This window comes from Streptomyces sp. NPDC051214, from assembly GCF_040682375.1.
GTDB lineage: Bacteria > Actinomycetota > Actinomycetes > Streptomycetales > Streptomycetaceae > Streptomyces.
The window spans coordinates 468,366-481,895 of sequence record NZ_JBFBAT010000005.1; the positions used below are offsets into that span (position 1 = coordinate 468,366).

Here is a 13,530-nt window from a genome sequence, read left to right on the forward strand (position 1 = left end):
GAGGAGGCCCGCTAGATGGCACGGCGATACGACACCAATGACGCGACCGACCGTACGACCGGTCTGCGCGAGGCCGCGTCGGCCGTCCGCCGTGGCGAGCTGGTCGTCCTGCCCACCGACACCGTCTACGGGATCGGTGCCGACGCCTTCACGCCGGAGGCCTGCGCCGACCTGCTCGACGCCAAGGGCCGTGGCCGCAACATGCCCACGCCTGTCCTCATCGGCTCCCCGAACACGCTGCACGGCCTGGTCACCGACTTCTCCGAGTCGGCCTGGGAGCTCGTCGACGCCTTCTGGCCCGGGGCCCTGACCCTGGTCGCCAAGCAGCAGCCCTCGCTCCAGTGGGACCTCGGGGACACCCGTGGGACCGTCGCGATCCGGATGCCGCTGCACCCCGTCGCCATCGAACTGCTCACCGAGGTCGGCCCCATGGCGGTCTCCTCGGCGAACCTCACGGGACACCCGTCCCCCGAGGACTGCGACGCCGCGCAGGAGATGCTCGGCGACTCCGTCTCCGTGTACCTGGACGGCGGCCCGACGCCGGGCATCGTCCCCTCCTCGATCGTGGACGTCACCGGGCAGGTGCCGGTGCTGCTGCGCGCGGGCGCCCTGACCGCGGAGGAGCTCCGCAAGGTGGTACCCGACCTCGAGGTGGCGAATTGACAGCCCCTGAGACGGGGCGTGGCATAGCGGCTTATCCCGATTCGTTCCGCATCCTCCACGTCAGCACCGGCAATGTGTGCCGCTCGCCGATCACTGAGCGGCTGACCAGGCATGCCCTGGCCGACCGCCTGGGCGATCCCTTCACCGGCGGCCTGATCGTGGAGAGCGCGGGCACCTGGGGGCACGAGGGCGCCCCCATGGAGACCAACGCGGAGGCGGTGCTCGCCGACTTCGGCGCGGACGCCTCCGGCTTCAAGGGGCGCGAGCTCCTCGACGAGCACGTCATCCGCGCCGACCTCGTCCTGACGGCCACCCGGGACCACCGGGCGCAGGTCATCTCGATGGGCCACTCGGCGGGGCTCCGCACGTTCACGCTCAAGGAGTTCACGCGGCTCGTGCGGGCCATAGACCCGGCGACGCTGCCGCACCCCGACGGGGGAGTGGTGGAGCGGGCCAGGGCCCTCGTGCGGGCCGCCGCGGCACTGCGGGGATGGCTCCTGGCGCCCACGGCCGAGGCGGACGAGGTGTACGACCCCTACGGGGCGCCGCTGCCGTTCTTCCGCTCGGTGGGCGACGAGATCAACGAGGCGCTCGACCCGGTGGTGACGGCGCTGACGGGCGTGCGGGCCAAGGCTTAAACCTTTCTCTGCGCCCCTGGTCGCGCGACGCCGCGCGGGCACCGTGTGGCGGGCCTACATTGGAGGGACCCGCACCCCTCGCGAGGCCCGGAGCCCAAGATGCCGGTCAGCACCGCACCCACCGCCGCCCCGACGGCGCCCGCTGACTTCGACGCGCTGCGCCGCGCGGACCCCCAGATGGCGGAGGTCCTCCTCGCCGAGCAGGACCGGCAGGCGTCCGGCCTCCAGCTCATCGCCGCGGAGAACTTCACCTCGCCGGCGGTGCTCGCCGCCCTTGGCTCACCGCTCGCCAACAAGTACGCCGAGGGCTATCCCGGCGCCCGTCACCACGGCGGCTGCGAGCTGGTGGACGTCGCCGAACGCATCGCCGTCGACCGCGCCAAGGCCCTCTTCGGCGCCGAGCACGCCAACGTGCAGCCGCACTCCGGCTCCTCCGCGGTCCTCGCCGCGTACGCCGCGCTGCTGCGCCCCGGCGACACCGTCCTCGCCATGGGCCTGCCGTACGGCGGCCACCTCACGCACGGCTCGCCCGCGAACTTCTCGGGCCGCTGGTTCGACTTCGTGGGATACGGCGTCGACGCGGAGAGCGGCCTCATCGACTACGACGAGGTCAGAACCCTCGCCCGTACGCACCGCCCGAAGGCGATCGTCTGCGGCTCCATCGCCTACCCCCGGCACATCGACTACGCGGCGTTCCGCGACATCGCCGACGACGTCGGCGCGTACCTCATCGCCGACGCCGCCCACCCGATCGGCCTGATCGCCGGCGGAGCGGCCCCCAGCCCCGTGCCGTACGCCGACGTCGTCTGCGCCACGACCCACAAGGTGCTCCGCGGCCCACGCGGCGGCCTGATCCTGTGCGACTCCGCCCTTGCCTCCCGCATCGACCGCGCGGTGTTCCCCTTCACGCAGGGCGGCGCCCAGATGCACACGATCGCCGCCAAGGCGGTCGCCTTCGGCGAGGCGGCAACCCCGGCCTTCACCGCGTACGCCCACCGGGTCGTCGCCAACGCGCGGACCCTCGCCCAGGCGCTGGCCGTCGCGGGCTGCACGCTCACCACGGGCGGAACGGACACGCACCTGATCCTGGCCGACCCCGCGCCCCTGGGCGTCGACGCGCACACCGCCCGCGGCAGACTCGCCGCCCACGGTCTGGTCCTGGACACCTGCGCCCTGCCGTACGCCGACGGACGCGGCCTGCGCCTCGGCACCGCGGCCGTCAGCACGCAGGGCATGGGCGACGCGGAGATGGTGCGCATCGCCGGGCTCCTGGCCGATGCGGTGCGTGACCCGTCCACAGCGGCGAGCGACTCGAAAGTACGAGAGGAAGTGCGAGAACTGGTGGGCAGATTTCCGCCGTACTGAGTGGGAAAATGGAAAAGGTGGTCCAGCCCGGAAATCGGACTGGACCACCACTTCGCATCTCGATGCGTGCGTTGAGCACATCCAGAAGAGGCTTGGCGCCAGCGAAATACGTTGGCGCAGAACCTGAGAACCTACCGAGAAGGCGTCGGCCGTCTCATCAGCACGAGACGCGCTTGAGGCCGGTCCCCTTCGTCCAAGCGATCCCGCCGTAGCGGAAGTCCTCGGTCTTGCGAGCTCCGATCGCGAACTCGGGATCCCTCGAAGCCGCCATGGTCACCGAGAAACAGACCTTGTATCCGCAGGAGTTCTTGACCCGCACCATTCGGTTGAAGCGCTTGTTGTACCACTTCTTCGGTGATACGCACTTACGTCGCTGGGCCTCCACGTCCCCAGAGGCACTCTCTGAAGCGGTGGTCGGCGTACCGGACTGCGGTGCGGCGACAGCAGTACCAGACATACCCAGCGTCCCCATCAGGACAGCTGCGGCGAGAGTGGTCCCTACGAACTTGCGCATTATTTCTCCCCGTAAATCGACGAGAGTGCCGACGCCTGGTCATGGCGTGGCGACTCCCGATTGCTCACGATTTCTGTCGCGCATCAGCGAATATGGCTATGCAAGATCGCCGATGGCGGAGTGGTCCTGTCGGACAACGATGGTGGCTCGGCACCTCCCCCGTGGTCCCGCTTCCGCGTGGACGCCGACCGTTGCCGCCCACCGTGCTTACGAACGACCCAGTACGCCGAACGGGGCTGCCGAACGATCAATGACGCGTCGGGGGAAGTGCAAGTCCGGCTTGGAATTTGGAATCTGGATGCAAATCCAAGCCGGACTCATTCGCTAGAAGACGAGCTGTTTTGCTAGCACTTCGTCACCTTGCGGGGGCTGTCAGGGCCGAAGTAGCCCGTTTCGTAGTGCCACTTCTTCGTCTTGTTGGCCTTGATTGTCTTGCAGGGAAGGTCGCGCCCCAACTTGATGTCGACCTTGCGCTTCACGCTGCTGCTGCCGCAGTTCTTGTAGTAGATGTCCCAGCGCTTGTTTCCCAACGGGCCCGGGCCGGCCGAGAGTCGCTTGATCGTGCCGCCGCACCGCAGCCGCTGAACTCCGGCGTCGGTCCCACTCTTGCCGGAATCCTGATTTTCCTGCGCGACAGATCGTGTGCTGGTGCTTGAATCGGCGGAAGCCGGGACTGCGATCCCCAAGGAACCTGCGATCACCGCTGTTGTCACAGCGGCGCCTATTGCCTTGTGCATTCTTCTCCTTAGGTCATCAGAGAAGGCATCGACATGTTGTTTCGAACTTCGTCGACCCCCGTTTGCTCGATATTTCTATCGCGCACGCACAAAGTTAATCAATGCGATTTTGCTAGTTGACGACTAAATCTCTTGATCAATGTCTTGAATCGACCTTGTGGGGCGACCCGTGACTTGATCATGTGCGGCAACTTCACCCGCTGCTGAGCAGGTGGAGGACTTGTGCGCATGGCTGTTCCGGTTGTGCAGAAGAAGAGTCGCCAGGGAGGTTGGCGAGTTTCACCGAGCGCTTCGGGCGTGTCGGGCCGCGACTGCAAACTCTGGACAGGGCTGCAACGTGCGGGGCAATCGGGCCCCGGAGCTCGGGGGCGGGCTCCTGCGTGCTTCGTCGTGTCAACTCAGGCGGGCGGCGTCGAGCGCATGCTCCGCTGTCAGGAGTTATGGGAGCAGGTACTGGCACGATGTGGGGTGAGCGAGCGCCTTGGCCGTCAGCTACCTTCTGACGACGGAGATGTAGGCGTATCCAGACTGCGAGCCGGCGCGACCGCCTGGCTCACGAAGCTAGGGTGTGGGGCTGAGATGGCCAGCGATACCTGTGGGGAAGCCCGTGCGTGAATACCTCCTTACGCTCTGCATCACGGCCGCGGTGACTTACCTGCTGACCGGCCCGGTGCGGAAGTTCGCGATCGTGGCCGGCGCCATGCCGGAGATCCGCGCCCGCGACGTGCACCGGGAGCCAACGCCCCGGCTCGGCGGTATCGCGATGTTCTTCGGGTTGTGCGCCGGACTCCTCGTCGCCGACCACCTGCCGAATCTGAACGACGTCTTCGAGCGGTCCAACGAACCGCGCGCGCTGCTCTCCGGCGCCGCGCTGATCTGGCTGATCGGTGTCCTGGACGACAAGTTCGAGATCGACGCCCTGATCAAGCTGGGCGGCCAGATGATCGCCGCGGGTGTCATGGTCCTCCAGGGCCTGACGATCCTGTGGATCCCGGTCCCCGGCTACGGCATGGTCCTCCTCGACCAGGGCCAGGGCACGCTCCTGACGGTCGCGCTCGTCGTCATCACCATCAACGCCGTGAACTTCGTGGACGGCCTCGACGGCCTCGCCGCGGGCATGGTCTGCATCGCGGCCACCGCGTTCTTCCTCTACGCCTACCGCATCTGGTACGGCTACGGCATCGAGGCCGCGGCCCCCGCCACGCTCTTCGCCGCGATCCTGATGGGCATGTGCCTGGGCTTCCTGCCGCACAACCTCCATCCCGCCCGGATCTTCATGGGGGACTCGGGCTCGATGCTGATCGGCCTGGTCCTCGCGGCGGGCGCGATCTCCGCCACGGGGCAGATCGACGGTGACGCCCTGAGCCTGAACTTCGGGGGCACCCGCGACGCGACGCACGCGATGCTTCCGGTCTTCATCCCGCTCCTGATGCCGCTGACGATCATCGCCATCCCGTTCGCCGACCTGGTTCTCGCGATCGTGCGGCGTACGTGGAACGGCAAGTCGCCGTTCGCCGCCGACCGCGGACACCTGCACCACCGTCTCCTCGAGATCGGCCACTCCCACAGCCGCGCGGTGCTGATCATGTACTTCTGGTCGGCGCTGATCGGCTTCGGCACGGTGGCCTACTCGGTCCACTCGGCCAGCATGTGGATCCTGCTCGTCATCGTCGCCCTGAGCGCGGTGGGCCTCGTCCTGCTGATGCTGCCGCGCTTCAGGCCGCACATCCCGCGCTGGGCGGAGTCCTTTGTTCCGCCGCGCTACCGGCGGCGCAAGGGCGCCGTGACGGACACCGCGGCGGACGGGACGGATGTGACGGACGCAGCATCGGAGGACAGCCCTCCGGTCGCATCGGGCGTCAACGGAGCGACGGCAGTTGGCACCCGCTCACACTTCGAGGATCGGCACAAGGCCGAGTCGTCGAGTTGACGGCGGCTGGCAAACTCGCCCAATACCAGACAAGTTGCCGCGCCGCGTGCACATACGCGCGGATTAACTCTCATGTGTGACGGCGAGCACACCTAGCAGGTAAAGACCTCATCAAATAGTTTGTGATACCGTTCACGAAACCAGGGGATAGAGCCGAAGGACCGTAGTGCGACGGTCCATTGGCCCGAGGGACACTCTCGACCCCGGACTACGCTCGTCCATGACGACACCCTGCCCCCATCAGTAAGCGGAGCGCCGCCATGCCGTCTCAAGACACCCGAACTCTCCTGCAATCCGCCGTACCCACTGCTGCCGCCGGTGCGATCGTCGCCGTGGTGACTGGTGTGGTCGCGGGTGGCAAGGGGGCTCTCGGCGCAGTCGTCGGCACCGCGGTGGTCATCGCCTTCATGGGGCTCGGAATGTTCGTGCTGCAACGGACTGCGAAATCGCTTCCGCAGTTGTTCCAGGCGATGGGCTTGATGCTCTACGTCGCCCAGCTTCTGCTGCTTCTCATCTTCATGGGCCTGTTCAAGGACACCACGCTCTTCAATCCGAAGACCTTCGCCCTCGCGCTCGTCGTGGCGACCATCGCATGGATGGCCTCACAGGCTCGTGCGCACATGAAGGCCAAGATCCTTTACGTTGAACCCGACTCCGCGCAGAACGACAAGCCGGAGAAGTCGGGGTCCTCGACGTGAAGGGTAGGGCCGGGATAAATGCGCGTTCGAGATGCTGCTATCGTCCGGTGCCAACTGCGGCACTGCCGGCGCGGGCATCTGAGCTGACGCCTGCACGATCGCGAGGCTCGATGCCTGGACGCCGCGCCCACATCCGAAACACCAGTCTGGTGCCGAACCGCGGCTGCGCGCCGCGCCGACACGACAACGAGGTTGCCGTACCTATGCGTCACGCCGAAGGAGCCCGCGGTGAGTGCTGACCAAACTGAGCTCGCCTTTGAGTGGAGCTGTCGGATCATGTCCGACAACGGCTGTGGCTTCCCCGCGCCGGGCCTGCATTCGTTCCTCTTCCAGCCGATCTTCACCGTCGGTGGGTTCGAGTTCAACAAGGTGATGCTGCTTGCCTTGCTGGCCACGCTCATCGTTGTCACCTTCTTCTACGCGGCGTTCGGCAAGGCCAAGGTCGTCCCGGGCAAGCTGCAGATGGTGGGCGAAGCCGGCTACGACTTCGTGCGCCGCGGGATCGTCTACGAGACGATGGGCAAGAAGGACGGCGAGAAGTACGTCCCGCTCATGGTGTCGCTGTTCTTCTTCATCTGGATCATGAACATCTGGTCGGTGATCCCGCTGGCCCAGTTCCCGGTCGCGTCGATCTTCGCGTACCCGGTGGTTCTTGCGGTCATCGTCTACCTGATCTGGGTACCGCTCACCTTCAAGAAGCACGGCTTCGTCGGCGGTTGGAAGAACATCACCGGCTACGACAACTCGCTGGGCCCGATCAAGTGGCTCGTGTCGTTCATCGAGTTCTTCTCGAACCTGCTCGTGCGTCCCTTCACGCACGCGGTGCGACTCTTCGCCAACATGTTCGCCGGTCACCTGATGCTGGTGATGTTCACCGTCGCCTCCTGGTACCTGCTGAACAGCTGGATGATCCCCGCCGCCGGTGTCTCCTTCGCGATGACGATCGGCATGATCCTCTTCGAACTCTTCGTGCAGGCGGTTCAGGCGTACGTCTTCGTGCTGCTTGCCTGCTCGTACATTCAGGGCGCTCTCGCCGAGCACCACTGAGCCCCTCCGCAAAACCCCCTAAGCGCCCGGTGGCCAACCCCCACCGGTCCATGAAAGAGAAGGAAGTAACGGCATGTCCGCGACTCTCGAACTCGCCGCCGTCACCGGTGACCTCAAGGCCCTCGGCTCCATCGGTTACGGTCTCGCCGCGATCGGCCCCGGCATCGGTGTTGGCATCGTCTTCGGTAAGGGCACCGAGGCCCTGGCCCGTCAGCCCGAAGCCGCTGGTCTGATCCGTGCCAACCAGATCCTCGGTTTCGCCTTCTGTGAGGCGCTCGCCCTCATCGGCATCGTCATGCCGTTCGTCTACGGCTCCTGATCGCCAAAGACGATTAGCCCCGTTCGACGAAAGGCAATGATGTGATCGCCAACCTGGTACAGCTGGCGGCCGAGCACGCGGAGGAGCAGAACCCGCTCATTCCGCCGGGCCCCGAGCTGCTCGTCGGCACCATCGCCTTCGCCATCGTCTTCTTCTTCTTCTGGAAGAAGCTCCTCCCGAACATCAACAAGGTTCTGGACGAGCGCCGGGAGGCGATCGAAGGCGGTATCGAGAAGGCCGAGGCCGCTCAGACCGAGGCCCAGAGCGTGCTCGAGCAGTACAAGGCTCAGCTCGCCGAGGCACGGCACGAGGCCGCGCGTCTGCGCCAGGAGGCGCAGGAGCAGGGCGCCCAGCTCATCGCTGAGATGCGTGCCGAAGGCCAGCGTCAGCGCGAGGAGATCGTGGCCGCCGGTCACGCGCAGCTCGCCGCCGACCGCAAGGCCGCCGCGCAGTCGCTGCGTCAGGACGTGGGCCAGCTGGCCACCGACCTGGCCGGCAAGCTCGTCGGTGAGTCCCTCGAGGACTCCGCCCGGCAGAGCCGCACCATCGACCGTTTCCTCGACGAGCTCGAGGAGAAGGCCGAGGCGGCTCGATGACAGCCCACGGAGCTAGCCGCGAGGCCCTGGCCGCCGCGCGCGAGCGTCTTGACGCGCTGACCGACAACACGTCGGTCGACGCCAAGCGGCTCGCGGACGAGCTGGCCTCGGTCACGGCGCTGCTGCACCGCGAGGTGTCGCTGCGCCGGGTCCTGACCGACCCGTCGCAGTCCGGTGAGGCCAAGGCAGAGCTCGCCGGGCGCCTGCTCGGCGGGCAGGTGGGCGGCGAGACCGCCGACCTGGTGGCCGGCCTGGTCCGCTCGCGCTGGTCGCAGTCGCGTGACCTGGTGGACGCCCTCGAGGAGCTCACCAACCTCGCCGAGCTGACCGGTGCGCAGAAGTCGGGCGCGCTTGACGACGTCGAGGACGAGCTGTTCCGGTTCGGCCGGATCGTCTCCTCGAACACCGGGCTCCGGTCCGCGCTGACCGACCGCGCCGCCTCGGGTGCCGCCAAGAGCGAGCTGCTGCGCAGCCTGCTCGGTGGCCGGGCCGACGAGGCCACGGAGCGGCTCGTCGAGCGCCTCGTGACCGCGCCCCGTGGACGTAGCCTGGAGTCGGGACTCGAGTCCCTCTCCAAGCTGGCCGCGGACCGCCGCAGCCGGATGGTCGCCGTCGTCACTTCCGCTGTGCCGCTCTCGGACCAGCAGAAGCAGCGCCTCGGTGCCGCCCTCGCGAAGGTCTACGGCCGCGAGATGCACCTGAACCTCGACGTGGACCCCGAGGTCCTCGGCGGGATCACGGTGCAGGTCGGCGACGAGATCATCAACGGCAGCATCGCGGACCGCCTCGAGGACGCACACCGCCGCATGGCGCGCTAGCAGTAACGCAAGACGTTGTAATTACGGCCCTAGTTGGGCCGTGCAGAGGATTCACCTCTTACTTGGGGGGAGTCCCCAGACCCCCAAAGTGAAACTTCGGGCCCAACAAGGAGAGCAGGGAACCCAGATGGCGGAGCTCACGATCCGGCCGGAGGAGATCCGGGACGCACTGGAGAACTTTGTCCAGGCGTACAAGCCGGACGCGGCCTCGCGCGAGGAGGTCGGTTCGGTCACCGTCGCCGGTGACGGTATCGCGAAGGTCGAGGGTCTGCCCTCGGCCATGGCCAACGAGCTGCTGAAGTTCGAGGACGGCACCCTCGGTCTCGCCCTCAACCTTGAGGAGCGCGAGATCGGCGCCGTCGTACTCGGCGAGTTCAGCGGCATCGAAGAGGGCCAGCCGGTCACCCGTACCGGCGAGGTCCTGTCCGTCGCGGTCGGCGAGGGCTACCTCGGCCGTGTCGTCGACCCGCTCGGCGCCCCGATCGACGGCCTCGGCGAGATCGAGACGTCCGGCCGCCGCGCCCTCGAGCTGCAGGCCCCCACGGTCATGGACCGCAAGTCGGTCCACGAGCCGATGGAGACCGGCTACAAGGCCGTCGACGCGATGACCCCGATCGGCCGTGGCCAGCGTCAGCTGATCATCGGCGACCGCCAGACGGGCAAGACCGCCCTGGCCGTCGACACGATCATCAACCAGCGCGACAACTGGCGCTCGGGCGACGTGAACAAGCAGGTGCGCTGCATCTACGTCGCCGTCGGTCAGAAGGGCTCCACCATCGCCTCCGTGCGCGGTGCCCTCGAAGAGGCCGGCGCGCTTGAGTACACGACCATCGTCGCCGCCCCGGCGTCCGACCCGGCGGGCTTCAAGTACCTGGCGCCCTACACCGGTTCGGCCATCGGCCAGCAGTGGATGTACGAGGGCAAGCACGTCCTCATCATCTTCGACGACCTCTCGAAGCAGGCCGACGCCTACCGCGCCGTGTCCCTGCTGCTCCGCCGCCCGCCGGGGCGCGAGGCCTACCCGGGTGACGTCTTCTACCTGCACTCGCGTCTTCTCGAGCGCTGCGCGAAGCTCTCGGACGAGATGGGCAAGGGCTCGATGACGGGTCTCCCGATCGTCGAGACCAAGGCGAATGACGTGTCGGCGTTCATTCCGACCAACGTCATCTCCATCACCGACGGTCAGTGCTTCCTGGAGTCCGACCTGTTCAACGCCGGTCAGCGTCCGGCCCTGAACGTCGGTATCTCGGTCTCCCGTGTCGGTGGCTCCGCCCAGCACAAGGCGATCCGCCAGGTCTCCGGACGTCTGCGCGTGGACCTCGCCCAGTACCGCGAGCTGGAGGCGTTCGCCGCCTTCGGTTCCGACCTGGACGCCGCGTCGAAGGCCTCCCTCGAGCGCGGTCAGCGCATGGTCGAGCTGCTCAAGCAGGCTCAGTACCAGCCGATGGCCACCGAGGACCAGGTCATCTCCATCTGGGCCGGCACCACGGGCCGCATGGACGAGGTCCCGGTCGTCGACATCCGGCGCTTCGAGCGTGAGCTGCTCGAGTACCTGCACCGCAAGGAGCAGGGCCTGATGACCTCCATCAAGGAGGGCGGCAAGATGTCCGACGACACGATCACGGCCATCGCCGACGCCGTCGCCGAGTTCAAGAAGCAGTTCGAGACCTCGGACGGCAAGCTGCTCGGCGAGGACGCTCCGGCCGCCGTCGACGCGTCCAAGTGACGACGGAAGGGACCTGACTCATGGGAGCCCAGCTCCGGGTCTACAAGCGTCGCATCAAATCCGTCACCGCGACCAAGAAGATCACCAAGGCGATGGAGATGATCGCCGCCTCGCGTGTCGTCAAGGCACAGCGCAAGGTGACCGCCTCCACTCCGTACGCGACCGAGCTGACCCGCGCGGTCACCGCGGTGGCCACGGGTGCGAACGACAAGCACCCGCTGACCACCGAGGCCGAGGCTCCGACCCGGGCCGCTGTCCTGCTCCTCTCGAGCGACCGCGGTCTGGCCGGCGCCTTCAACTCCAACGCCATCAAGGGTGCGGAGAAGCTCACGGAGAAGTTGCGGGGCGAGGGCAAGGAGGTCGACACGTACATCGTCGGCCGCCGTGGCATCGCGCACTACAACTTCCGTGAGCGGAAGATCTCCGGGCAGTGGACGGGCTTCACCGATGCCCCTTCCTACGCGGACGCCAAGGAGATCGCCGCACCCCTGATCGAGGCCATCGAGACGGACACGGCGGAGGGCGGCGTGGATGAACTCCACATCGTCTACACCGAGTTCATCTCGATGATGACGCAGGAAGCGACCGGTTCCCGGCTGCTCCCGCTGAGCCTCGACAAGGTCGCGGAGGAGGCGGGCCAGAGTGACGAGGCCCGTCCGCTGTACGACTTCGAGCCGTCGGCGGAGGACGTCCTCGACGCCCTTCTGCCGCGCTACGTCGAGAGCCGTATCTACAACGCGCTGCTCCAGTCGGCTGCTTCCAAGCACGCCGCCACGCGCCGCGCGATGAAGTCGGCGACCGACAACGCGGGTGACCTGATCAACGCGCTCACCCGTTCTGCCAACGCGGCCCGCCAGGCCGAAATCACCCAGGAAATCAGCGAGATCGTCGGTGGCTCCAGTGCCCTGGCCGACGCTTCCGCGGGGAGTGACAAGTAATGACGACCACTGTTGATACGGCCGTTGCCACGGGCCGCGTCGCCCGGGTGATCGGCCCGGTCGTCGACGTGGAGTTCCCCGTCGACGCGATGCCGGACATCTACAACGCGCTTCACGTCGAGGTGGCCGACCCGGCCAAGGACGGCGAGAAGAAGACGCTGACGCTCGAGGTCGCCCAGCACCTCGGCGACGGCATCGTCCGCGCCATCTCGATGCAGCCCACCGACGGTCTGGTCCGCCAGGCCGCGGTGACCGACACGGGCACGGGCATCACCGTCCCCGTCGGTGACATCACCAAGGGCAAGGTGTTCAACACCCTCGGCGCGATCCTGAACCACCCCGAGGCCGAGGCCGACGTCACCGAGCGCTGGCCGATCCACCGCAAGGCCCCGGCCTTCGACCAGCTCGAGTCCAAGACCGAGATGTTCGAGACCGGCCTGAAGGTCGTCGACCTTCTCACCCCGTACGTCAAGGGTGGAAAGATCGGTCTGTTCGGTGGAGCGGGCGTCGGCAAGACCGTCCTCATCCAGGAAATGATCATGCGTGTGGCCAAGCTGCACGAGGGCGTTTCCGTGTTCGCCGGTGTCGGCGAGCGCACGCGTGAGGGCAACGACCTCATCGACGAGATGGAAGAGTCGGGCGTTCTGGACAAGACCGCCCTGGTCTTCGGCCAGATGGACGAGCCGCCGGGCACGCGTCTGCGCGTCGCCCTCGCCGGTCTGACCATGGCGGAGTACTTCCGCGATGTGCAGAAGCAGGACGTGCTGTTCTTCATCGACAACATCTTCCGCTTCACGCAGGCCGGTTCCGAGGTCTCGACCCTGCTCGGCCGTATGCCCTCCGCGGTGGGCTACCAGCCGAACCTGGCCGACGAGATGGGCCTCCTCCAGGAGCGCATCACCTCGACGCGTGGTCACTCGATCACCTCGATGCAGGCGATCTACGTCCCCGCGGACGACCTCACCGACCCGGCCCCGGCCACGACCTTCGCGCACCTCGACGCGACGACCGTGCTTTCGCGTCCGATCTCGGAGAAGGGCATCTACCCGGCGGTGGACCCGCTGGACTCGACGTCCCGCATCCTGGACCCCCGCTACATCGCGCAGGACCACTACGACGCCGCCATGCGCGTCAAGGGAATCCTGCAGAAGTACAAGGACCTCCAGGACATCATCGCGATTCTCGGCATCGACGAGCTCAGCGAGGAGGACAAGCTGGTCGTCCAGCGTGCCCGCCGCGTCGAGCGCTTCCTGTCGCAGAACACGCACGCCGCCAAGCAGTTCACCGGTCTCGACGGTTCGGACGTGCCGCTCGACGAGTCGATCGCGGCGTTCAACGCGATCATCGACGGCGAGTACGACCACTTCCCCGAGCAGGCGTTCTTCATGTGCGGTGGCATCGAGGACCTGAAGGCGAAGGCCAAGGAGCTCGGCGTCTCCTGAGTCCATGACTCACGGGAGGGGTGGGCGAGTCCCGCCCCTCCCGGTACGCCCACTAGAATTTGACCCAACACCCGGCGAAGCCGCCGGGTGGTGACCCGA

General features: G+C 67.0%; 14 protein-coding genes. 12 read left to right on the top strand and 2 right to left on the bottom strand.

All coding sequences use genetic code 11. The annotated features are described in order from the left end of the window. The first annotated feature begins 15 nt into the window (after positions 1-15). The 3 genes from AB0M70_RS16075 (at position 16) to glyA (ending at position 2,666) form a co-directional block, all read left to right on the top strand. Positions 16-663 carry an L-threonylcarbamoyladenylate synthase gene (locus AB0M70_RS16075; protein WP_363209285.1) on the top strand — a complete coding sequence of 216 codons (648 nt, stop codon included), beginning with the start codon at positions 16-18 and terminating at the stop codon, positions 661-663. Continuing rightward, the gene (locus AB0M70_RS16080; protein ID WP_363209286.1) at positions 660-1,301 is read left to right on the top strand and encodes a protein-tyrosine-phosphatase; all 642 of its coding nucleotides are present in this window, start codon (positions 660-662) and stop codon (positions 1,299-1,301) included. Before AB0M70_RS16075 ends, AB0M70_RS16080 begins: the two co-directional genes overlap by 4 nt. A gap of 99 nt (positions 1,302-1,400) precedes the next feature. Next, the gene (gene glyA, locus AB0M70_RS16085) at positions 1,401-2,666 is read left to right on the top strand and encodes a serine hydroxymethyltransferase (protein ID WP_365820551.1); all 1,266 of its coding nucleotides are present in this window, start codon (positions 1,401-1,403) and stop codon (positions 2,664-2,666) included. A 157-nt stretch (positions 2,667-2,823) separates the two neighbouring features. On the opposite strand, the gene AB0M70_RS16090 is transcribed toward glyA, so the two are convergent. Together AB0M70_RS16090 and AB0M70_RS16095 are read right to left on the bottom strand one after the other, a co-directional pair. Next, positions 2,824-3,180 (bottom strand): hypothetical protein, encoded by a 357-nt coding sequence (locus AB0M70_RS16090; protein WP_365820553.1) that lies wholly within the window; start codon positions 3,178-3,180, stop codon positions 2,824-2,826. Positions 3,181-3,524: 344 nt separating this feature from the next. Beyond that, on the bottom strand, positions 3,525-3,917 hold the full coding sequence (locus AB0M70_RS16095) for a hypothetical protein (RefSeq protein ID WP_365820555.1): 393 nt from the start codon (positions 3,915-3,917) through the stop codon (positions 3,525-3,527). A gap of 607 nt (positions 3,918-4,524) precedes the next feature. On the opposite strand from AB0M70_RS16095, the gene AB0M70_RS16100 reads away from it, so the two are divergent. The 9 genes from AB0M70_RS16100 to atpD all read left to right on the top strand — a co-directional run bounded on the left by AB0M70_RS16100 (position 4,525) and on the right by atpD (position 13,431). Further along, on the top strand, positions 4,525-5,847 hold the full coding sequence (locus AB0M70_RS16100) for an MraY family glycosyltransferase (RefSeq protein ID WP_365820557.1): 1,323 nt from the start codon (positions 4,525-4,527) through the stop codon (positions 5,845-5,847). A 260-nt stretch (positions 5,848-6,107) separates the two neighbouring features. Then, a complete protein-coding gene (locus tag AB0M70_RS16105) occupies positions 6,108-6,545 on the top strand; it encodes a hypothetical protein (RefSeq protein ID WP_365820559.1) in 438 nt (145 codons plus the stop codon). A 276-nt stretch (positions 6,546-6,821) separates the two neighbouring features. Beyond that, positions 6,822-7,592 carry a F0F1 ATP synthase subunit A gene (gene atpB / locus AB0M70_RS16110; protein WP_365820694.1) on the top strand — a complete coding sequence of 257 codons (771 nt, stop codon included), beginning with the start codon at positions 6,822-6,824 and terminating at the stop codon, positions 7,590-7,592. Between the two features lie 73 nt (positions 7,593-7,665). Beyond that, a complete protein-coding gene (atpE, locus tag AB0M70_RS16115) occupies positions 7,666-7,911 on the top strand; it encodes an ATP synthase F0 subunit C (protein WP_365820561.1) in 246 nt (81 codons plus the stop codon). Positions 7,912-7,952: 41 nt separating this feature from the next. After that, positions 7,953-8,507 carry a F0F1 ATP synthase subunit B gene (locus AB0M70_RS16120; protein WP_365820563.1) on the top strand — a complete coding sequence of 185 codons (555 nt, stop codon included), beginning with the start codon at positions 7,953-7,955 and terminating at the stop codon, positions 8,505-8,507. Continuing rightward, the gene (locus AB0M70_RS16125) at positions 8,504-9,325 is read left to right on the top strand and encodes a F0F1 ATP synthase subunit delta (RefSeq protein ID WP_365820565.1); all 822 of its coding nucleotides are present in this window, start codon (positions 8,504-8,506) and stop codon (positions 9,323-9,325) included. Before AB0M70_RS16120 ends, AB0M70_RS16125 begins: the two co-directional genes overlap by 4 nt. A gap of 127 nt (positions 9,326-9,452) precedes the next feature. After that, positions 9,453-11,051 carry a F0F1 ATP synthase subunit alpha gene (atpA, locus tag AB0M70_RS16130; RefSeq protein WP_363209292.1) on the top strand — a complete coding sequence of 533 codons (1,599 nt, stop codon included), beginning with the start codon at positions 9,453-9,455 and terminating at the stop codon, positions 11,049-11,051. A gap of 20 nt (positions 11,052-11,071) precedes the next feature. Then, positions 11,072-11,989 carry a F0F1 ATP synthase subunit gamma gene (locus tag AB0M70_RS16135; protein WP_365820567.1) on the top strand — a complete coding sequence of 306 codons (918 nt, stop codon included), beginning with the start codon at positions 11,072-11,074 and terminating at the stop codon, positions 11,987-11,989. Continuing rightward, complete coding sequence (atpD, locus tag AB0M70_RS16140; RefSeq protein ID WP_363209294.1) at positions 11,989-13,431, top strand: F0F1 ATP synthase subunit beta; 1,443 nt, start codon at positions 11,989-11,991, stop codon at positions 13,429-13,431. Before AB0M70_RS16135 ends, atpD begins: the two co-directional genes overlap by 1 nt. Positions 13,432-13,530 lie beyond the last annotated feature (99 nt).

Coding starts and splice junctions, on each gene's coding strand:
- AB0M70_RS16075 (WP_363209285.1), top strand. CDS start 16: ATGGCACGGCGATACGACACCAATGACGCGACCGACCGTACGACCGGT.
- glyA (WP_365820551.1), top strand. CDS start 1,401: ATGCCGGTCAGCACCGCACCCACCGCCGCCCCGACGGCGCCCGCTGAC.
- AB0M70_RS16090 (WP_365820553.1), bottom strand. CDS start 3,180: ATGCGCAAGTTCGTAGGGACCACTCTCGCCGCAGCTGTCCTGATGGGG.
- AB0M70_RS16095 (WP_365820555.1), bottom strand. CDS start 3,917: ATGCACAAGGCAATAGGCGCCGCTGTGACAACAGCGGTGATCGCAGGT.
- AB0M70_RS16105 (WP_365820559.1), top strand. CDS start 6,108: ATGCCGTCTCAAGACACCCGAACTCTCCTGCAATCCGCCGTACCCACT.
- atpB (WP_365820694.1), top strand. CDS start 6,822: ATGTCCGACAACGGCTGTGGCTTCCCCGCGCCGGGCCTGCATTCGTTC.
- atpE (WP_365820561.1), top strand. CDS start 7,666: ATGTCCGCGACTCTCGAACTCGCCGCCGTCACCGGTGACCTCAAGGCC.
- AB0M70_RS16125 (WP_365820565.1), top strand. CDS start 8,504: ATGACAGCCCACGGAGCTAGCCGCGAGGCCCTGGCCGCCGCGCGCGAG.
- atpA (WP_363209292.1), top strand. CDS start 9,453: ATGGCGGAGCTCACGATCCGGCCGGAGGAGATCCGGGACGCACTGGAG.
- AB0M70_RS16135 (WP_365820567.1), top strand. CDS start 11,072: ATGGGAGCCCAGCTCCGGGTCTACAAGCGTCGCATCAAATCCGTCACC.
- atpD (WP_363209294.1), top strand. CDS start 11,989: ATGACGACCACTGTTGATACGGCCGTTGCCACGGGCCGCGTCGCCCGG.